This is a genomic window from Halorubrum sp. Hd13, from assembly GCF_002252755.1.
Classification (GTDB): Archaea; Halobacteriota; Halobacteria; order Halobacteriales; family Haloferacaceae; genus Halorubrum.
Map to the genome: position 1 here is coordinate 17,984 of NZ_NHOY01000110.1, position 17,496 is coordinate 35,479.

Here is a 17,496-nt window from a genome sequence, read left to right on the forward strand (position 1 = left end):
CGAGGGCGCGGGCCGACGGATGACCGGAACCGCAACCGACTTTCCCCTCACACGACTACCCGGAGCCATGTCACAGCGACAGCGGTCCTTCGACGTACCGACCCGCGACGGGATGCCCGTGCTCGGGCTCGGCACGTGGGAGAACGACGAGCCGGCGCAGTGCACCGAGTCGGTGAAGACCGCGCTGGAGACCGGCTACCGCCACGTCGACACCGCCCAGATATACGGCAACGAGGCGGCCGTCGGCGACGGAATCGCCGCGGCCGACATCGACCGCGACGACGTGTTCCTCGCCACGAAGGTGTGGATCGACCAGCTCGCTCCCGAGGACGTGGCCGCGTCCACCCGCGAGAGCCTCGAGAAGCTCGGCACGGAGTACGTCGACCTGCTGTACGTCCACTGGCCGGCGGGCGCGTACGACCCCGAAGAGACGCTGCCCGCGTTCGCCGAGCTCCGCGACGACGGCCTGATCGACCGGATCGGCGTCTCGAACTTCGAGCCGCACCACCTCGACGCCGCGACCGACGCGCTCGGCGAGGCGCCGTTCGCGAACCAGGTGGAGATGCACCCGCTGCTCCGGCAGGAGGAGTTGCGCGAGTACGCCGACGCCAACGGCGTCGAGCTCGTCGCCTACTCTCCCCTCGCCCGCGGGGTCGTGCTCGACGACCCGGCGATCACTCACATCGCCGAGAAGCACGGCGTCAGCGCCGCGCAGGTGAGCCTCGCGTGGCTCCGCGAGAAGGGCGTCACCGCCATCCCGAAGGCGACGGGAGAGGATCACATCGTCGACAACTGGGCGAGCATCGGGCTCGAACTGGACGACGAGGACGTCGAGGAGATCGACACCCTCGGTCGGACCGACCGCCAGCTGAACCCGGACTTCGGCCCGGACTGGTAGTCGGACCAATGACGGCGCGGCCCCGTTAGGGACCGGTGACGGCGCGCGTCGCGCCCCTCATTTTCCGCCGACGTCCCGTTGTTGGAGCCCGGTCCACTCGTCGATCTCGAAGCGGTAGCCGCGGACGCCGCGCATCGGATGCGCGGACGAGAAGACGTTCGGGTGCCACGCGTTCTCCATCGCGCTCCGGAGCTCGTCCCACTCCCCCTCCTCGACGGCGGTGATTCGGCCGGTCAGCGAGACGCTCTGCCAGTCGTACATGGACTCGGCGCGGTAGACCAGGAACTGAGCCCGTCCCGCCTCGGTCACGAGCGTCTCCTTCCGGCTCTCGGACCCGAACAGCAAGAAGACGAAATACAGCGTCGCGTCCCCGTCGAAGCCGAACGAGATCGGGAGGAGATACGGGAGGTCGTCGGTCGGGAGCCCGAGCGTTCCGACCCCCTCCGCTTCGAGGAGCTCCCCCATCTGGCCCTCGCTCATCGAGGCCGCCGTGGACTCGGCGATTGCGTCGATGCCCATGATAGATAATGTTTGTCGTACAGCATAAGACTACTGCGACCCCTCACCGTCCCGTCGACGAGCCGAATCCCGGGGCGCTCGACGCGATATCCCGGGCGTCGGTCCCGCGCCGGCTCCGCACTTCACCCCGCGTCCGATCTCCATCTCAGACGCGTCGACTCAGACGTGCTCGGCGAGGAAGTCGACGACTTCGCGGTACGCCTCGATGCGGTTCTCCAGCTTCGCGAAGCCGTGCCCCTCGTCGTCGAAGATCAGCTTGCGCACCGGGACGCCCTGCTCGCGCGCCTCCTCGACGATCTGTTCGGCCTCGTCCACGGGCACCCGCGGGTCGTTCGCGCCGTGGAGGACGAACAGGGGGGAGTCGATGGCCTCGATGTTGTTGATCGGCGAGATCGACGCCAGGAACTCCCGGTCCTCGTCGAGCGAGCCGTACTCGGCCTCGCGGAGCTCGCGGCGCCAGTCGCCGGTGTTCTCCAGGAAGGTGACGAAGTTCGCGATGCCGACGATGTCGACGCCGGCGGCCCACAGCTCGGGGTACTCGGTGAGCGCGGCGAGCACCATGAAGCCGCCGTAGGAGCCGCCCATCGCGACGACGCGGTCGGGATCGACCTCGGGGTGGTCGTGGAGCCACTCGACGCCGGCCTCGACGTCGGCCACCGAGTCCATCCGCTTCTCCACGTCGTCGAGCGCGGAGTAGGCCTTCCCGTACCCGGAGGAGCCGCGGACGTTCGGTTCGAAGACGGCGTAGCCGTTGTTCAGCAGGTACTGCTTCACCGAGGCGAACGAGGGGCGGCGCTGCGACTCCGGCCCGCCGTGGATGTCGACGACGACGGGGTAGCCGCCCTCGGGCGGCTCCGTCTCCGGGACGGAGAAGAAGGCGGGGATCTCCCGGCCGTCGAAGGTCGGGTAGTGGACGAGCTCGGGCTCGACGAACGTGTCCGGCGGGATCCCGGCGGTCGAGGCGGCGGTCCAGCGCTCCGTCTCGCCGGTGGTCGCGTCGACGACGTAGGCGTTCGCGTTGTGGGTGCTCCCGGTCGCGGTGACCGCGAAGCGGTCGCCGTCCGGCCCGAAGCTCACGCCGCCGGCGACGCCCCTCGGGAGGTCCGGGGCCGGGAACGGGTCGATCCGGTCGGGGTCGACGAGCTCCCCGACCGTCAGCTCGGTGTAGCCGTCGACGTTCCGCGAGTAGACGACGCGGCGGGACTCCTCGTCGACCGCGACGCCGTCGACGTTCCAGCCGTCGTCGCCGCCCGGCTTCTCTGGGGCGTCGTCCGACTCGTCGGCGCCGGCGCCGCCCTCGAGGGCCGACCCCTCGCCGGACGCGACCACGGTGAAGTCGCCGGTCGCGAGCTCGAGCCGCTCCAAGCGGAGCGTGTCGCTGTCGCGGTCGGTGACGAGGTACAGCGACTCGCCTTCCGGGCCCCACTCCGGACTGCCGTACCGGACGTCGCCCTCGTGAGGCGTGTGATGCGTCAGGTCGCCGCTCGCGACGTCGAGAGTGTACACGTCGTGATCGAACGAGGAGTGCGCCTCGTGGACGATCAGCCGGTCGTCGCTCGGCGACCAGCCCGCGACGGAGAGCCAGCCGTCGCCCTCGCACACCAGCTCGGCGTCGTCGCCGGTCGCGTCGCGGTCCTGCACGTACACGTCGAACACGGACTCGTCGCGCCGGTTGGAGGCGAACGCGAAGCGGTCGCCCTCGGAGTCCCAGCCGCCCCAGCGGTGCTTCGCCTCGGGGCGCTCGGTGAGGTCGACGATCTCGCCGGACTCGTAGTTGAGCCGGTAGAGCTGCGCGCGCTCGTTGCCGCCCTCGTCCATCCCGAAGACGGCCTCGGCGCGCTCGGGCGACGAGTCGACGAACGAGACCGCCTCCTCGAAGAACGTGTGCTGTTCGGGCCACCCCAGCGGCTCGTCGAGAGACCACACCTGGCCGGTGCCGGTCGTGTTCAGCAGGAAGGAGAGCCGACCGTCGGGCCCCAGGTCCGCTCCGCCGGCGTTCCGCACGTTGAGGTACCGTTCGATGTCGTACCGGTGCATGGGGTCCGGTTCCGCCCGCGGTGGGAAACCGTTTCGGGTGGCGGAGGGGCGGTTTCGGACCGTTCCCGTGCGCCCGACGACGTCCGCCCGACGCCGCCCCGATGCCGTGTCTTTTTATTCGGGCCCGTCGTCCGGTCGCCGTATGCGCGTCGCGTTCGCCTCGCTTTTCGCCCCGGGTCACGGCGACACGCCGGCCCGGGAGCGGACGCGACGAGTCGCCCGCGGACTCGCCGACCGCGGCCACGAGGTCGTCTGGCTCTGTTCGCGCTGGTGGGGCGGCGACCTCGACGCCTTCGAGGAGGACGGGATCGAGTACCGGTCGGTGACGACGGACCCGTCGCCCACGGCGTTCGCGGCGCGGCTCCCCGTCGCGCTCCGCCGCGTCGATCCCGACGTCGTCCACGCGGTCAACAGCCCGCCGACGCCGGGGCTCGGCGCGACGGTCGCGGGGACGCTGACGAGGACGCCGGTCGTCGTCGACTGGTGGCGCGACCACCCCGCGGACGCCGCCCGGCGGTACCGCTTCCTCGCCCGGGGCGCAGACGCGGTCACCGCCCCCTCGCGGACGACGAAGACGCGGGTCCGCGAACACGGGGCCGACGGCGACGACGTGCGGGTGGTCCCCGAGAGCGTCGACTTCGAACTCGTCGAGTCGGCCGGCGTCGACGACCGGTTCGACGCGGTGTACGCCCGACGGTTGGACCGCCACGCGAACGTCGAGACGTTCCTGCTCGGACTCGCGGAGCTCCGCGGACGCGACTGGACCGCCGCCGTCGTCGGCGACGGCCCCGAGCGGGAGCGGATCGAGGCGACCGCGCGCGACCTCCGGATCGACGACCGGGTGTCGTTCCTCGGCGACCTCCCGCGCCGCGAGCGCGTCGAGCTGTACAAGGGGACCCACGTCGTCGCCGCGACGGCGACGTGGGAGACGTTCGCGACCGAGCTGTTGTGGGCCCTCGCATGCGGCTGCGTCGCCCTCGTCGAGTACCAGGCCGACTCCAGCGCCCACGAGCTCGTGGAGGGTCGCGAGCGCGGCCGCCTCGTCACGAGCCCGGCCGAGCTCGCGGACGAGTTCGTCGCCGTCGGCGACCTCGAACGGAAGCCGATCGAGCGGGAGTTCGCGAGCTACGACCGCGACGCGGTGTTAGACCGGTACGTCGAGACGTACCGCGGGCTCCTCGGCGAGTGAACTGAAAAGGCGGGTCGAAATCTCGGATCGGCGACGCGCCCGCCGACCGCCGCGCGGTCGCGCCGAACGCCGACTACTCCTCGTCGCCGGTTATCGTCCCGCCGTACTTCATGAAGACGAACGCCAGCCCGAGCGTGCTCACCATCGCGATGAACGTGGCGATGCCGAGCGCGCGGGCGCCCTGCGGGACGAAGACGGCGTTCGATCCGCCGCCGCCGCCCGTCGACTCGGTCTCGATGTCCCCGCCGACGGCGAGGCCGGCGTGCATCCCGACCGCGGTGTGGGGAACGCAGTGGTAGTGCGTGATGCCGACGTCCTCCTCGCTCGTCTCGTACTCGTAGGTGTACCCCTCCTCGCCGACCGGGTCGCCGCTGTCGAGGCTGGCCGGGCCGCCGCCCTCGACGGTCTGGACGTTGTGGGCGCCGCCGTTCCCCGTCCATTCGAAGGTGATGGTCGTTCCCGGGTCGACCCACAGGAGGGTCGGGTCGAAGGCGAGACCGCTGTCGCCCGCGCCGACGGAGACGGTCACCTCGCTCTCGCCGCGGGCGTCCTGATACGACCCGACGTTCCCGCTGCTGGCCCCGCTCGGCCAGACCGGCTGTTCCTCCTGTGCCGCCGCGGTCCCCGCCGTCGCCGTCGCCGCCCCGGCGGCAGCGGTCGCGCCGCCCGCGGTCCGCATGAACGCGCGCCGGGAGACGTCGTCCGAGCTCATATCACCCGGTTCGTGACGGGTTGTAGTGAATATGTTGATCCGGACGCGGGCGGGATCGGCGTCCGGCCCCGCCGGCGAAGGCCGACGCGTCGGCGACGGGCGTATAAAAACGGCGCCCGTACGTCGGCCATGAGCTATCCGGTCACCTACTACTGTCCGCACTGCGGGACGCTCGTCGAGCTCGAACGCGACGGCTACCTCGCGGACAAGGCCGTGACGCCGTACCCCCTCGAGGGGTGGACGTACGTCGCCCCCGCGGAGCCGTTCGAGGATCGGGACGGCGTCGACGGCGTCAGATTCGTCTGCGGCGAGAGCGACGGGGTCGTCTGGGACCCGCACGACGGGGTTCGCGGGCCGGACGTCGGCGGGGCGGTCGCCAGCGACGGAGAGGGCGGGGACGAGCGGGAAAGCGAAGTCGACGACCCCGGCTGCGGCGAGCCGTTCTACCTCTCGTTCGTCCGGTACGACGAGGGACGCGAGATCGACCCGCGCGCCGAGAGCGAGCTGGTCGAGATCGACCCCGACCCGCGGCCGAGCGGACCGCGCGGGCCGAGCGGGCCGGGCGGCGTCGGAGACGACGGCGACTCCGACGGCGGGTTCTGGTAGCGCGAAACCGCGGACCGACTCCGGACGCCGATCCGTCACGATCGACCGTACAATTATCACCGTGAGGCGTGACGAGGCAGGTATGCCGGACACCAAATCGGGGCGCGACAAGCAGGCCCGCGACGAGGAGCGCCGACGGATCGAGCGCGACATCTCGGAGGCCCGCGAGCGCGGCGACGAGGCGGAACCGTCGGACGACGGCCCGGAGGAGTGTTACCGACGCGGCTGCGACGAGCCGGCCGCGTTCGAGGTCACCGAGCGGTATCAGGAAGAGACCGGAACCGGCGCCGTGGAGGCGACCGCCCTCCTCTGCGTGGACCACACGGCCGCGGAAGGGCCGGCCAATCTGGACAGCGCGTACGAGGGGTACGTCTTCCGCGTCGAACCGATCTCGACGGGCGACGGCGACTGAGCCCGGGAGTCCACGGCGGCTGAACCCGGGAGTCCACGGCGACTGAGCGGAGCCGACGGGCGCGCGACGCGGACGGCGGTGCCAACAGACAAACCCCTTAACCGGGGAGCGAAAAGTATCGAGCATGGAAAGCATCAATCGGACCGCGATCGAGCTCGTCGACGAGGCGCTCGACTTCGCCGGTGAGCTCGACGTCGTCGGCTACGAGCTGGAGAACGGCGCCACCGTCGTCGACTTCGGGATCGACGCCGCCGGCGGCGTCGAGGCCGGGCTCCTGCTCGCCGAGATCCAGACCGCCGGCCTCGCGAACCTCCGCACTCGCGTGGGCGAGGTCGCCGGCGCGCCCCGCCAGTACGTGGAGCTGTCGACGGACCACCCCGCGATCGCGCTGCTCTGTTCGCAGAAGGCCGGCTGGGAGCTCGACTTCGAGTCCGGTTACGAGGGGCTCGGCTCGGGTCCCGCCCGCGCGCTCGTCGGGCAGGAGGCGGAGTTCGAGCGCGTCGGCTACTACGACTCCTCCGAGTTCGCCACGCTCACCGTCGAGTCGACCGCGCTCCCGACCGAGGAGGTCGCCGAGCACGTCGCCGACCTCGCCGAGGTCGACCCCGAGGGCGTCTTCCTCCCGGCGTACGCGACCGGCTCGACCGCCGGCTCGGTCGCCACCGCGGCCCGCGCGGCGGAGCTCGCCGTCTTCCGCCTGCTGGAGCTCGGCTACGAGCCGACCGACGTGCTCCACGCGTCCGGCGCCGCGCCGATGGCGCCGGTGACCCGCGACGAGGACCTCGCGATGGGCCGGACGAACGACGCCCTCGCGTACGGCGGCGAGGTCCACCTGCAGGTCGCGCGCGACGACGACCGCTTCGACCAGATCGTCTCGACCGCCCGCGAGGAGTACGGCACCCCCTTCGTCGAGGTGTTCGAGGACGCGGGCTGGGACTTCTACGAGGTCGACGAGCGCGTCTTCGCGCCGGCGAAGGTCACCGTCGACGTCGTCGACGGCCCCGTCTACGCCGTCGGCGAGACGGACGAGGAGCTGCTCGCCGAGTCGTTCGACTACCGCTGAGACGGTCGCGGATCGACGTCGATGCGAATCAAGCCCGTCCCCGACCCCCCGGCCGCCGTCGACGACCTCCGCGAGCTCCAGCGCGCGGTGCCGCTCGTCCCCGGCAGCACCGACGACTGCTGCGCCCGCCTCCGCGACCGGTGCGGGCTCGCCGACCGGCGGGTCGCGAACGACTGGCTCGCGTTCCTCCGCGCGCTCGGACTCGTCCGGGAGACGTCGCGGGGGTTCGTGCGGACCGACGCGGAGCCGACCCCGGAGCTGGTCCGCGAGGGACTCCGCGAGGGCGTCCTGCTCGCGCCGGAGGCGCTGGCCGCTCTCCGGGAGGCCACGCCCGAGGACCCGGTCACGCCCGAGGCGCTGTTCGAGGCGACCCGCGAGTCGGTCCCGCGACACGACCGCGCTCGCGACCCGGAGTGGGAGGCGACGTGGCGCGACCGGGCGGCCCGGCTGCTGGCGTGGCTCGCGCTCGTCGACCTCGCCCGGCGGGTGTCGAACGACGGGGAGAGAGACGGCGACGCGGGGGGGACTCCCGCCTACGTCGCCGGCGACGAGGCGGAGACGTCTCCCTGAGCGCCCCGCGCGCAATCGGCGTGAGCGCCCCGCGACAAGCCTTTTAGTCGGCGCCGGAGAGGGTGTTCGCATGGGACGATTCGACCGGCGGGAGTCGCCGCTGTCGGTCACGTACGAGCCGACGAGCGTGAAGGACCTGCTCGTGGAGATGAAAGACACCGCGGAGCTGCTGATCGATCTGTCGTACTCGGCGGTGCTCCACGGGAGCCCGACGATCGCCGAGGAGGTCGTCGAGCTCGAACACCGGATGGACGTCCTCCAGATGCGCGCGCGGATGAGCCTCATGCTCGCGGCGCGGAGCCCCGACGAGGCCGAGACGCTCGCGCCGGTGCTCGGCGTGGTCGGCGCGGCGGACAAGATCTCCGACGCCGCGGGCGACATCGCGAAGATCATCACCGATGAGATCGGCCTCCCCGACGCGATGCGCGGCGCGCTCACGGGCGGCGTCGAGACGCTCGTCCGCGGCACCGTCGCGTCGGACTCCGGCTACGCCGGTCGCACGCTCAAGGACATCGACTTGGAGTCGAAGACGGGGGTCCGAGTCATCGCGATCCGGCGCGACGACGACTGGATCCTCAACCCCGGACCGAAGACGCGGATCGAGGTCGGCGACGTGACGCTCCTCCGCGGCCCGGAGACGGGCGTCGTCGAGGCGTACCCCGAGCTGGCGGGCGAGCCGTTCGAGCCGGCGGAGCCGGTCGAGCCCGCGATCGACGACCTGGAACGCGCGGTCGACTCGATCGTGCTGATGAAGAACCTCTCCGAGCTCGCGGTCGACCTGGCGTACGGCTCGATCCTGTTCAACAACGAGGAGCTCGCGGAGGAGGTGTCCAACCTGGAGATCGAGGTCGACGCGCTCCAGTCGCGGTTCGAGGCGTGGACCCTCCGCGCCGCGCGAGAGGCCGACGACCCCGTCTCGCTCCGCGGGCTGATCCACCTCGGCGTCGCCACCGAGGAGATCTCGGACGCCGCGGTGAAGATCACCGAAGGCGTCAGGCGCAACTTGGGCGTCCACCCCGTCGTGGAGATGGCGGTCCAGGAGTCGGACGAGATCATCACGCGGACCGTGGTCCGGGAGGGGAGCGACCTCGCGGGCACGAGCGTGACGAACGGGATCCCCACGACCGACGTCTCCACGAGCGTGATCGCGATCCGCCGCCCGGACGAGGGGTGGCTGATCGGTCACGACATCGACACGGTGCTGCGCGCCGGCGACGCCGTCATCTCGAAGGGGACTCGCACCTCCGCCGAGGAGTTCGAGGCGCTCGCGTCGTGACCGCCCCGCCGACCGCGGACCCCGAGGGCCTCGCCCGCGCCTACTACGACGCGCTCGACGCCGGCGACTACGAGCGGCTCCGAGGGCTGCTCGCCCCGGACTTCGCCCAGCGACGCCCGGACCGCACCTTTGAGGGGCGCGACCGCTTCGTGGCGTTCATGCGCGACGAGCGGCCGATGACGGACACGACCCACGCCGTCGACGCGGTGTACCCGTCCGGCCCCGGCGTCGCCGTTCGGGGACGACTGCTGGACGCCGACGGCGACGAGGTGTTCGCGTTCGTCGACGTCTTCGACGTCTCGGACGGGAGGCTCGCCTCGCTGGAGACGTACGCCGGCGACGGGGAGTGATTCGAACTCGGCGGCGGCGGGGGGTGAACCGAACTCGGCGGCGACGGGGAGTGAACCGAACTCGGCGGCGACGGAGCGGGCGCGCCGAGTCGGGCGTCGCTCACGCGCGGATCCGGTCGAGGTCGGCGACGAACGCCCGGAGCGCGTCGCGCGTCACGTGGGGCATGCAGACGACGCGGAGCTCGCCCGCGGCCGTCCGCGACACCTTCCAGCCGGCATCCCGGAGCGCGTCGAACTCGGCCTCGGGGAGCGCCGCGGCGACGAGCGGGAGCGTCGGCTCGACGACGTCGTAGCCGCGCTCGGCGAGGGCCTCGGCGAGCCACGCGGCGTCGTCGGTCGCGCGCTCGCTCGCTTCGCGGTACCCGTCGGGCCACAGCGCCTCCATCGCGGCGACCGCGCCGGCGACGCCAGCGCCGCTCCGGGTGCCGGTCAGGGTCGCCTGCGACCGCGTCTCCAAGTAGGGCGTGTCGACCGCGAGCGCGTTCATCGCGGCCGGTTCCCGGGCGAGGAGCCCGCCGGCGGGAACGGGGGCCTGTCCGAACTTGTGGGGGTCGATCGTCAGCGTGTCGATCGGGGCGTCGCCGAACGACCACGCGCGGTCGGCGAACGGAAGGACGAACCCGCCCCACGCGGCGTCGACGTGCATCAGCGCGCCGGCGTCGTGGGCGATCTCGGTCAGCGCCGGGATCGGGTCCACGCGCCCGTACTCCGTGCTGCCGGCGACGCCGACGACCAGCGCGGTGGCGTCGTCGACGGCGGCCGCGACCGCGTCGGTCCGGGCCCGGTAGTCGTCGTCGACGGGGACCGTCCGCAGTTCGAGGTCGAGCAGCTCCGCGGCCTTGTGGAACGAGAAGTGGCCGCTCTCGGGGACGACGACGTTCGCGTCGCTCGCGTCGTGTCGGTTCCGCGCGGAGCGGACCGCCTGCACGTTCGCCTCGGTCCCGCCGGCGGTGACGTAGCCCGCCGCGTCGGTCGGCTCGGGGTGGGCCGCGAGCGTCGCGAGCAGCTCGACCGCGCGCGTCTCCAGCGACGCGACCGCCTCGTAGGTGGCCGGGTCGCCGGGGTTCGTCGCGAGGTAGCGCTCGGCCGCCTCCCGGGCCGCGGGGTGCGGTTCGGTACACATCGAGGAGAGCACCCGGTCGAACGACTGCGGCTCGGGCTGCTGCATTCAAGAAACCGTTACCGCGGAGGGTCTTACCCGTTCCGAAAAAGTGAGGAGAAAACCTCGCGCTTCAGCGCGGGGAGGATGTCAACCGTTCCGTTCTCGGCTCCGAGAGACAAAATCCGGTTCAGCACGGCCTCAGCGCACCGAGTCGAGGAGGAGCCGCTGTTCGGTCCGCTTCACCTCGTGTTGGACGTCGCGGACGGCGTCGATGTTCGCCGAGATAGAGGAGACCCCCTCCTCGACGAGGAAGTCGACCATCTCCGACTTGGAGCCGGCCTGCCCGCAGATGCTCGTGTCGACGCCGAGCTCGCGGCACGTCTCGATCGTGTCGCCGATCAGCTGGAGCACCGCGGGGTGGAGCTCGTCGAACCGGCCGGCGACGTGCTCGTTGTTGCGGTCGACCGCCAGCGTGTACTGCGTGAGGTCGTTGGTGCCGAAAGAGGCGAAGTCGATACCGGCGGCGGCCAGCTCCCCGATCTGCAGCGCGCTCGCCGGCGTCTCGATCATCACGCCCCACCGGTGCGTCTCGGGGTCGATGCCGGCGTCGCGCATGTGTCCCGTTATCGCTTCGACGTCGGTCGCGTCGTTGACGAGGGGGAACATCACCTCCAAGTTGTCGTACCCCATGTCGAAGAGGCGCGCGAACGCGGCGAGCTCCTGCCGGAACGGGTCGGGCTTGTCGAGGCTCCGCCGGATCCCGCGCCACCCGAGCATCGGGTTGTGCTCGTTGGGCTCCCCCTCGCCGCCCTCCAGTTCGCGGAACTCGTCGGTCGGCGCGTCGATGGTACGCACGCGGACCGGCCGCGGGTAGAACTCGTCGGCGACGCGGCGCACGCCCTCGATCAGCTCGTCCTGGTACGCGCGGGCGCCGTGGTCGTTGATGTACTTCTCGGGGGTCTTCCCGAGCGAGAGCACCATGTGCTCGATCCGGAGGAGTCCGACCCCGTCGGCGCCCGTCGCGGCCGCGCGTTCGGCCGCCTCGGGGATCGAGACGTTCACCTTCACCTCCGTCGCCGTCATCGGCTTTACCGGCGTCTCGGGGCGGGCCGCCTCCACGGGCTCGAACTCCTCGCCGGGCTCGGCCTCCTCGTCGACGCCGGCGCGGACGGTGCCCTTGTCGCCGTCGAGGGTGACCTCCTGGCCGTCCTCGAGCAGTCGCGTCCCGTTACCCGTCCCGACGACGGCCGGGACGCCGAGCTCGCGGGAGATGATCGCGGCGTGGCTCGTCATGCCGCCCTCGTCGGTGACGATCCCCGCGGCGCGCTTCATCGCCGGGACCATGTCCGGCATCGTCATCTCCGTGACCATCACGTCGCCCTCCTGGACCTGGTCGAGGTGGTCGAGCTTGTGGACGATCCGGACCGCGCCGGAGACGACCCCCGGGCTCGCGCCGAGCCCGTCGGCGAGGACGTCCTCGTCCGCGCCGGCGGATCCGCCGTTGGCCGCGCCGGGCCGGCCCGACGCGCCCCCGACGGTGGACTTCTTCGGGGTCTCTCCGCCGGTCCCGCCCGCGTCCGCGCCGCCCTCGTCGCTCTCGTCCTCCTGAATCGTCGTGATCGGTCGCGACTGGAGCATGTATATCTCGCCGTCGCGGATCGCCCACTCGACGTCTTGCGGCGTCCCGTAGTGGTCCTCGACGCGCTCGCCGAGCGCGACCAGATCCCCGATCTCCGCGTCGGAGAGGACCCGCGCGGTGCGGCGCTCCTCGTCGACGTCGAGCTGGACCGTCTCGCCGGTCTCGGCGTCCTTCACCATCTCCACCTTCTTGTCCGCGACGGTGACCTGATCGACGGCGCCGCGCTCGCGGTCGTACACGTAGTTGTCGGGCGACACCGTGCCGGAGACGACCGCCTCGCCGAGCCCCCACGCGGCCTCGATGGTGATCTGCGGGTCGCCGGTCGAGGGGTGGCTGGTGAACATCACGCCGGACTTCTCGGCGTCGACCATCCGCTGGACGACGACCGCGATGTCGACGTCGGCGTGCGGGAACCCCCGCTGCTGCCGGTAGTAGATCGCTCGCTGGGTGAAGAGGGAGGCCCAGCACTCCTTCACTCGGCGGAGCAGGTCGTCCTCGCGGACGTTGAGGAACGTCTCCTGTTGCCCGGCGAACGAGGAGTCCGGGAGGTCCTCGGCGGTCGCCGAGGACCGCACGGCGACGAACGCCTCCTCCTCGCCGCCCATCGAGCGGTACCGTTCCAGGATCTCCTCGCGGACCTCCTCGGGGAACGGCGTGTCGAGGATGAGCTCTTCCGCCCGCTCCTCGGCCGCGCGGAGCGCGGCGGAGTCCTCGGGATCGACGTCGACGGCCGAGAACAGCTCCTCGTCGATCCCCGCCTCCTCGATGAAGGTCCGGTACGTGCCCGCGGTGACGGCGAATCCCGGGGGAACCGGGAGTCCGGCGCCGATGAGTTCACCGAGCGACGCGGCCTTCCCGCCGACGGTCCCGACGTCGTCGGCGTCAACGTCCTCCAGCCAGAGTACTGCCATTCGTGTACCCGGAGGATCCGCGAGCCGACCTATGAAGCTTCCGGCCGACACTTCGGTGAATAAAAGATTACTCAGTCGCGAGTTACGGGTGCGCCGAGGGCGGCGACCGAAACCGGACGTCACGGTCGGTCAACGGATCGAACGCGGGGAGGTGGGCCGAAGCGGGCGAACGAGAGAGGGCCGAAGCAGTCAGGGAACGACGAACCGTCCGTCGGTCCGTACCCGTTTTTCATCCCCGTTTATCGTATACTTACCCCCCGTCAAGAGAGTCAGCACCCGTAACGTGTTACAGGTGTTGTAACATCTCGCCCGGAACGGTCACTCGTCGGCGAGCCGCTCGCGCTCCGCGCTCAGGATCCGCTCCCAGACGCCGAACAGCCGGCTGTTCAGGTCGTACCGATCGTTCACTCGGCGGACCCACGCGTCATCGGCGAACAGGAGGCGTTGGAACCGACGGACGGGCGGCGAGAGCGACGCCCGGTCGCCCCCGTAGTACGACACCGTCTCCTCGCGAGTCCGCTCGACGAGGTCGGGCGGGACGCCGATCCCGTCGGCCGCGGCGGCGTGGTTGAACCACTCCAAGTGTAACAGCGCGTCGGCCAGCAGGAAGCGGTCGCGGAACCCCGAGACCCCCGCGAGCGCGGGTCGGCCGTCGACGGTCACGTCCCGCGGGCGGGAGAACCGCGGGGCGGCCACCGTCACGCCGGCGGCTCCCGCGACCGCCGCGGCGACGCGCCGAAGGCGCCAGTCGCCGTACCGAACCGGAGCGATCAGCGCGAGCTCGTACCACGTCGGCAGCCACTCGCAGTACGGTTCGGAGAAGGCGCCGTCGGCGAGCAGCGTCGCCGCGACCGACCGCGCCTCGGCGGGCGACAGCGTCGTGTGATCGGTCCGGAGCCGCTCGACGACCCGCGCGCCGTCGACCGCGTCGGCTCCCGCGAACCCCATGCCGTCGGCGACGTGGCGGGTGTACGCGCGGCTCGCCGCGTACCAGTCGGCGAAGTCGGCGGGCGCCGTCAAGCGGAGGAGTCGGAGGACCGTGATGCGTCGGTTACGGCCGCGGCCGACAAAACCGCTCCGCCCCGTCGCCCCGTCCCGTTCCGTCTCATTCCGCCCTGTCCCGTTCCGTCTCGTCCCGTCTGTTCCGTCCCGTCTCGCCCCGTCTGTTCCGTCCCGTCTCGCCCCGTCTCGATCAGCGCTCCGGTCCGGACTCGCTCGCGGTCGCGAGGTCGGCGTTGGGGTCGTCGCCCCCGGGGTGCTCGTCCGCGAGCGCCGCGTCGAGCCCCCACTCGTCGGCGCGCTCTGCCGCCTCCGCCCGCGCCTGCTCGCGTATCGCCTCGATCCGGTCGTCGTCCGCGAGGAACGCCGCGACGGCGTCGGCGTCGTCCGCCCCCGGGTCGTCCAGCCGCTCGTCGGGTGCCGCGTCGCGGGTGCGGTCGGCGAGCGCCGGGTCGTCCGCGAGCTCCGTCGCCGCCGCGCCCGGGGCGACGCGGAGCGCGTCTGCCTCGTGGGCCGCGTCGAGCCCGCCGCCGTCGACCGCGTACAGTTCGACGCGGTACGGGCCGGGCACCGCGAGCTCCGCGAGGGCGTCGGGACCGCCGCTGTCGGTGACGGTGTTGTACGCGAGCACGGGAACCCCGTCCGCGAAGGTGAGAACGCCGCGCGCGTCCCCCTCCAGGAGGAGCGTCTCCTGCGGGACGATCGTCGCGTAGCCCGTCAGACCGCGGTCCAGCGCCCGCGAGAGCGTCGTGGCCACGTCGGAGACGACGCGCGACCGGAGGAGGGTCCCGCGGGGGATCCGAAGCTCCGGGGCCTCGTTCGACTCCCCGGGCCCCGTCGGTCCGTCTGCGGACCCCGTCATGGCGTGTCCGGCACGACCGCGCTCCGGAACCGGTCGGCGACCGCGTCGCCGTCGCCGTCGCGCACGTCGAGTCGGGCCGCGGCCCGTCGGTAGCCGGCCGCCGCGTCGCTCTCCGGCGCGTGCGCGACGAGGGGCTCTCCGGCGCGGCGCGCGTCCCGGACCACGTCGCTGTCGGGGACGCGGGCGAGCACCGGCCCCCCGAAGTGGCGCTCGGCCTGCTCGGCCACGTCGGCGGCGTCTTCCCGGACCTTGTTGAAGAGAACGCCCGCAGTCTCCGTCCCGTACGAGCGGGCGTACTCCTGAACCTTCAGTCCGTCCGAGAGCGCGGGAATCGTCGGCTCGACGACGACGACGACCCGGTCCGCGAGGACGACCGGAAGCACCGCCGACTTCGAGCCGAGCGCGGCCGGCGAGTCGAGCAGGAGCACGTCGGTGTCGCTCGCGAGCTCGGCGACGACGTCGCGGAGCCGCTCGGGCTCGGCCGCCTCGAACCCCGCGAGCGACGTGCCGCAGGGGACGACGGAGAGGCCGAACCGTTCGTACGTCGCCTCCGTAACGCCGGTCGCGGTCCCCTCGACGAGCAGGTCGTGGAGGGTGACCGCCGCGTCGTCGAGCCCGGCGTGAAAGAGGAGGTTCGCCATCCCCGTGTCGGCGTCCACGACGGTGACGTCGTGTTCGTCGGCCAGCGCCATCCCGAGCGCGAGCGTGCTCGTCGTCTTGCCCGTGCCGCCCTTCCCGCTGGCGACCGCGAACGCCTCGACCATGCGCACACCTGTCCGGTCGCTCGGCTAAAGGCTGTCCATCGCGAGTGCGAGCGAGCGGGCGACCGCGGACCGGACGCCGCCGTGGGCCGGACGCGGCCGCGGGCGCGGGCCGAACCCCACCGGACAGCGTTTTGCCGTTCGGCGCCAATCCCCGACCATGCCAACCGTCATCGACGCCGACGCGTTCCGCGACGCGATCGACGAGCGCCGACGCGGCGAGCGGCCGTTCACGCTCGTCGACACGCGGCCCCGAGGGAGCTACGAGAGCTGGCGGATCGCCGACTCGGTCCACTACTTCTACAAGCCGTTCCACGAGTTCGACGTCGACGACTTCGAGGCCGAGACCGGGGTCGACGCGGACGACGCGATCGTCACCGTCTGCGCGAAGGGAAAGGCCTCGCTCGACTTCGCCGAGGAGCTCGAAGCGGCGGGCTACGACGACGTGACCGTCGTCGCGGACGGGATGCGGGGCTGGTCGGGCGTGTACGACCGGACCGAGGTCCCGCTCCCGGACGCGGGCGACGACCCGCTCGACGTCGTCCAGATCCAGCGGCGCGCGAAGGGGTGTCTCGGGTACCTCGTGGTAGGCGACCGGCCGGCGGACGGCGACGCTGAACGGGACGGCTCCGACCGCGTCGCCGTCGCTGATTCCGACGGCTCCGACCGCGTCGCCGTCGCTGATTCCGACGGCTCCGACCGCGTCGCCGTCGCTGTCGACGTCTCGCGCCACGGCGACGAGTGGCGGGCGGCGGCCGCCGAACGCGACGCGTCGATAGGGGCGGTCCTCGACACGCACGTCCACGCCGACCACCTCTCCGGTGGTCGGGCGCTGGCCGACGAGCTCGGCGTCCCGTACTACCTCCCCGCGGCGGCCGCCGAGCGCGACGTCGCCTACGCGTTCGAACCCCTCGCGCGCAACGAGACGCTCGACGTCGGCGGCGTGGCGGTGAAGGCGCTCGCGACCCCCGGCCACACCGATGACGGCGCGAGCTACCTCGTCGGGCGGTCGGCGGTTCTCACCGGCGACACGCTGTTCACCGACAGCGTCGGTCGGACGGAGCTGCAGTTCGCGGCGGGCGGCGACGACGCGGCCGGCGGCGGAAGCGAGTCCGCGGGCGCCGCGACCGGTGCCGAACGGCTCTACGACTCGCTCCACGCGACCCTGCTCGCGGAGCCGGACGGCGTCGTCGTCTGTCCCGGCCACTTCGCGGTCGGGAACGACGGGACGACCGGCGACGTCGAGCCCGGCGAGCCGGTGACGACGACGGTGGGCGCGGCGCGCCGGGAGCTCGACGTGCTCGGACTCGACCGCGAGGCGTTCGTCGACCGGATCACGGCGACGCTCCCGGAGAAGCCGCCGAACTACGAGCGCGTCATCGCGGCGAACCGCGGCGTGGAGTCGCCGCCGGACGAGACCGCGGCGATCGAGCTGGAGCTGGGTCCGAACCGGTGTGCGGCGGACGCGGGCGGGGAGTCGACGGCGGACGACTGAGTCGGCGGTGGTCGAGGCGCCGCCCGTCGCTGATCGATCCTCCACGGTATCGCGACGCGCGCTCCGGTTCGAGCGCCGCGGTCACCCGCTCGCGG

17 protein-coding genes are annotated in these 17,496 nt (G+C 72.0%); 9 read left to right on the plus strand and 8 right to left on the minus strand.

Translation table 11 applies throughout. The features are described 5' to 3' along the window. The first annotated feature begins 112 nt into the window (after nucleotides 1–112). Complete coding sequence (locus DJ81_RS15065) at nucleotides 113–898, plus strand: aldo/keto reductase (RefSeq protein ID WP_094590430.1); 786 nt, start codon at nucleotides 113–115, stop codon at nucleotides 896–898. 57 nt (nucleotides 899–955) lie between these two features. On the opposite strand, the gene DJ81_RS15070 is transcribed toward DJ81_RS15065, so the two are convergent. Together DJ81_RS15070 and DJ81_RS15075 are read right to left on the minus strand one after the other, a co-directional pair. Then, nucleotides 956–1,417, minus strand: a complete 462-nt coding sequence (locus tag DJ81_RS15070; RefSeq protein WP_094525344.1) for a pyridoxamine 5'-phosphate oxidase family protein — start codon at nucleotides 1,415–1,417, stop codon at nucleotides 956–958. A gap of 159 nt (nucleotides 1,418–1,576) precedes the next feature. Then, nucleotides 1,577–3,454 (minus strand): S9 family peptidase, encoded by a 1,878-nt coding sequence (locus tag DJ81_RS15075; RefSeq protein ID WP_094525343.1) that lies wholly within the window; start codon nucleotides 3,452–3,454, stop codon nucleotides 1,577–1,579. Between the two features lie 142 nt (nucleotides 3,455–3,596). Between DJ81_RS15075 and DJ81_RS15080 the strand changes: the two genes are divergently transcribed. After that, entirely contained in the window at nucleotides 3,597–4,643 is a 1,047-nt protein-coding gene (locus DJ81_RS15080; RefSeq protein ID WP_094526665.1) for a glycosyltransferase, read from the plus strand. Between the two features lie 73 nt (nucleotides 4,644–4,716). On the opposite strand, the gene DJ81_RS15085 is transcribed toward DJ81_RS15080, so the two are convergent. After that, on the minus strand, nucleotides 4,717–5,355 hold the full coding sequence (locus DJ81_RS15085) for a halocyanin domain-containing protein (RefSeq protein WP_094525341.1): 639 nt from the start codon (nucleotides 5,353–5,355) through the stop codon (nucleotides 4,717–4,719). Nucleotides 5,356–5,484: 129 nt separating this feature from the next. Here DJ81_RS15085 and DJ81_RS15090 point away from each other — a divergent pair, with 129 nt between their 5' ends. The 6 genes from DJ81_RS15090 to DJ81_RS15115 all read left to right on the plus strand — a co-directional run bounded on the left by DJ81_RS15090 (nucleotide 5,485) and on the right by DJ81_RS15115 (nucleotide 9,632). Further along, a complete protein-coding gene (locus DJ81_RS15090; RefSeq protein ID WP_094590398.1) occupies nucleotides 5,485–5,961 on the plus strand; it encodes a hypothetical protein in 477 nt (158 codons plus the stop codon). Between the two features lie 82 nt (nucleotides 5,962–6,043). Beyond that, complete coding sequence (locus DJ81_RS15095) at nucleotides 6,044–6,373, plus strand: hypothetical protein (RefSeq protein ID WP_094525339.1); 330 nt, start codon at nucleotides 6,044–6,046, stop codon at nucleotides 6,371–6,373. A gap of 124 nt (nucleotides 6,374–6,497) precedes the next feature. Then, on the plus strand, nucleotides 6,498–7,436 hold the full coding sequence (mch, locus tag DJ81_RS15100) for a methenyltetrahydromethanopterin cyclohydrolase (RefSeq protein ID WP_094525338.1): 939 nt from the start codon (nucleotides 6,498–6,500) through the stop codon (nucleotides 7,434–7,436). A 21-nt stretch (nucleotides 7,437–7,457) separates the two neighbouring features. Then, nucleotides 7,458–8,006, plus strand: coding sequence for a hypothetical protein (locus DJ81_RS15105; RefSeq protein ID WP_094525337.1), 549 nt, complete (start codon nucleotides 7,458–7,460; stop codon nucleotides 8,004–8,006). A gap of 70 nt (nucleotides 8,007–8,076) precedes the next feature. Then, the gene (locus DJ81_RS15110) at nucleotides 8,077–9,282 is read left to right on the plus strand and encodes a potassium channel family protein (protein ID WP_094525336.1); all 1,206 of its coding nucleotides are present in this window, start codon (nucleotides 8,077–8,079) and stop codon (nucleotides 9,280–9,282) included. After that, nucleotides 9,279–9,632 (plus strand): nuclear transport factor 2 family protein, encoded by a 354-nt coding sequence (locus DJ81_RS15115; protein WP_170938343.1) that lies wholly within the window; start codon nucleotides 9,279–9,281, stop codon nucleotides 9,630–9,632. The genes DJ81_RS15110 and DJ81_RS15115 overlap by 4 nt, the downstream gene beginning before the upstream one ends. 100 nt (nucleotides 9,633–9,732) lie before the next feature. Here the strand turns inward: DJ81_RS15115 and mfnA are convergent, their stop codons facing one another. From mfnA to DJ81_RS15140, 5 genes are all read right to left on the minus strand, one after another. Beyond that, on the minus strand, nucleotides 9,733–10,800 hold the full coding sequence (gene mfnA / locus DJ81_RS15120; protein WP_094590400.1) for a tyrosine decarboxylase MfnA: 1,068 nt from the start codon (nucleotides 10,798–10,800) through the stop codon (nucleotides 9,733–9,735). A 132-nt stretch (nucleotides 10,801–10,932) separates the two neighbouring features. Next, on the minus strand, nucleotides 10,933–13,284 hold the full coding sequence (ppsA, locus tag DJ81_RS15125) for a phosphoenolpyruvate synthase (protein ID WP_094590402.1): 2,352 nt from the start codon (nucleotides 13,282–13,284) through the stop codon (nucleotides 10,933–10,935). Between the two features lie 318 nt (nucleotides 13,285–13,602). Beyond that, complete coding sequence (locus DJ81_RS15130; protein ID WP_094525409.1) at nucleotides 13,603–14,232, minus strand: hypothetical protein; 630 nt, start codon at nucleotides 14,230–14,232, stop codon at nucleotides 13,603–13,605. Between the two features lie 244 nt (nucleotides 14,233–14,476). Then, nucleotides 14,477–15,145 (minus strand): hypothetical protein, encoded by a 669-nt coding sequence (locus DJ81_RS15135; RefSeq protein ID WP_094526672.1) that lies wholly within the window; start codon nucleotides 15,143–15,145, stop codon nucleotides 14,477–14,479. Further along, nucleotides 15,142–15,909 carry an AAA family ATPase gene (locus tag DJ81_RS15140; RefSeq protein WP_094526673.1) on the minus strand — a complete coding sequence of 256 codons (768 nt, stop codon included), beginning with the start codon at nucleotides 15,907–15,909 and terminating at the stop codon, nucleotides 15,142–15,144. The genes DJ81_RS15135 and DJ81_RS15140 overlap by 4 nt, the downstream gene beginning before the upstream one ends. A gap of 157 nt (nucleotides 15,910–16,066) precedes the next feature. Here DJ81_RS15140 and DJ81_RS15145 point away from each other — a divergent pair, with 157 nt between their 5' ends. Further along, the gene (locus tag DJ81_RS15145) at nucleotides 16,067–17,401 is read left to right on the plus strand and encodes a rhodanese-like domain-containing protein (RefSeq protein WP_094590404.1); all 1,335 of its coding nucleotides are present in this window, start codon (nucleotides 16,067–16,069) and stop codon (nucleotides 17,399–17,401) included. Nucleotides 17,402–17,496 lie beyond the last annotated feature (95 nt).

What these genes read in the sequence shown, in the direction of transcription:
- DJ81_RS15075 (WP_094525343.1), bottom strand. Translation starts at nt 3,454, where the DNA reads ATGCACCGGTACGACATCGAACGGTACCTCAACGTGCGGAACGCCGGC.
- DJ81_RS15085 (WP_094525341.1), bottom strand. Translation starts at nt 5,355, where the DNA reads ATGAGCTCGGACGACGTCTCCCGGCGCGCGTTCATGCGGACCGCGGGC.
- mfnA (WP_094590400.1), bottom strand. Translation starts at nt 10,800, where the DNA reads ATGCAGCAGCCCGAGCCGCAGTCGTTCGACCGGGTGCTCTCCTCGATG.
- DJ81_RS15065 (WP_094590430.1), top strand. Translation starts at nt 113, where the DNA reads ATGCCCGTGCTCGGGCTCGGCACGTGGGAGAACGACGAGCCGGCGCAG.
- DJ81_RS15090 (WP_094590398.1), top strand. Translation starts at nt 5,485, where the DNA reads ATGAGCTATCCGGTCACCTACTACTGTCCGCACTGCGGGACGCTCGTC.
- DJ81_RS15105 (WP_094525337.1), top strand. Translation starts at nt 7,458, where the DNA reads ATGCGAATCAAGCCCGTCCCCGACCCCCCGGCCGCCGTCGACGACCTC.
- DJ81_RS15135 (WP_094526672.1), bottom strand. Translation starts at nt 15,145, where the DNA reads ATGACGGGGTCCGCAGACGGACCGACGGGGCCCGGGGAGTCGAACGAG.
- DJ81_RS15110 (WP_094525336.1), top strand. Translation starts at nt 8,077, where the DNA reads ATGGGACGATTCGACCGGCGGGAGTCGCCGCTGTCGGTCACGTACGAG.
- mch (WP_094525338.1), top strand. Translation starts at nt 6,498, where the DNA reads ATGGAAAGCATCAATCGGACCGCGATCGAGCTCGTCGACGAGGCGCTC.
- DJ81_RS15095 (WP_094525339.1), top strand. Translation starts at nt 6,044, where the DNA reads ATGCCGGACACCAAATCGGGGCGCGACAAGCAGGCCCGCGACGAGGAG.
- ppsA (WP_094590402.1), bottom strand. Translation starts at nt 13,284, where the DNA reads ATGGCAGTACTCTGGCTGGAGGACGTTGACGCCGACGACGTCGGGACC.
- DJ81_RS15070 (WP_094525344.1), bottom strand. Translation starts at nt 1,417, where the DNA reads ATGGGCATCGACGCAATCGCCGAGTCCACGGCGGCCTCGATGAGCGAG.
- DJ81_RS15140 (WP_094526673.1), bottom strand. Translation starts at nt 15,909, where the DNA reads ATGGTCGAGGCGTTCGCGGTCGCCAGCGGGAAGGGCGGCACGGGCAAG.
- DJ81_RS15130 (WP_094525409.1), bottom strand. Translation starts at nt 14,232, where the DNA reads ATGGGGTTCGCGGGAGCCGACGCGGTCGACGGCGCGCGGGTCGTCGAG.
- DJ81_RS15080 (WP_094526665.1), top strand. Translation starts at nt 3,597, where the DNA reads ATGCGCGTCGCGTTCGCCTCGCTTTTCGCCCCGGGTCACGGCGACACG.
- DJ81_RS15145 (WP_094590404.1), top strand. Translation starts at nt 16,067, where the DNA reads ATGCCAACCGTCATCGACGCCGACGCGTTCCGCGACGCGATCGACGAG.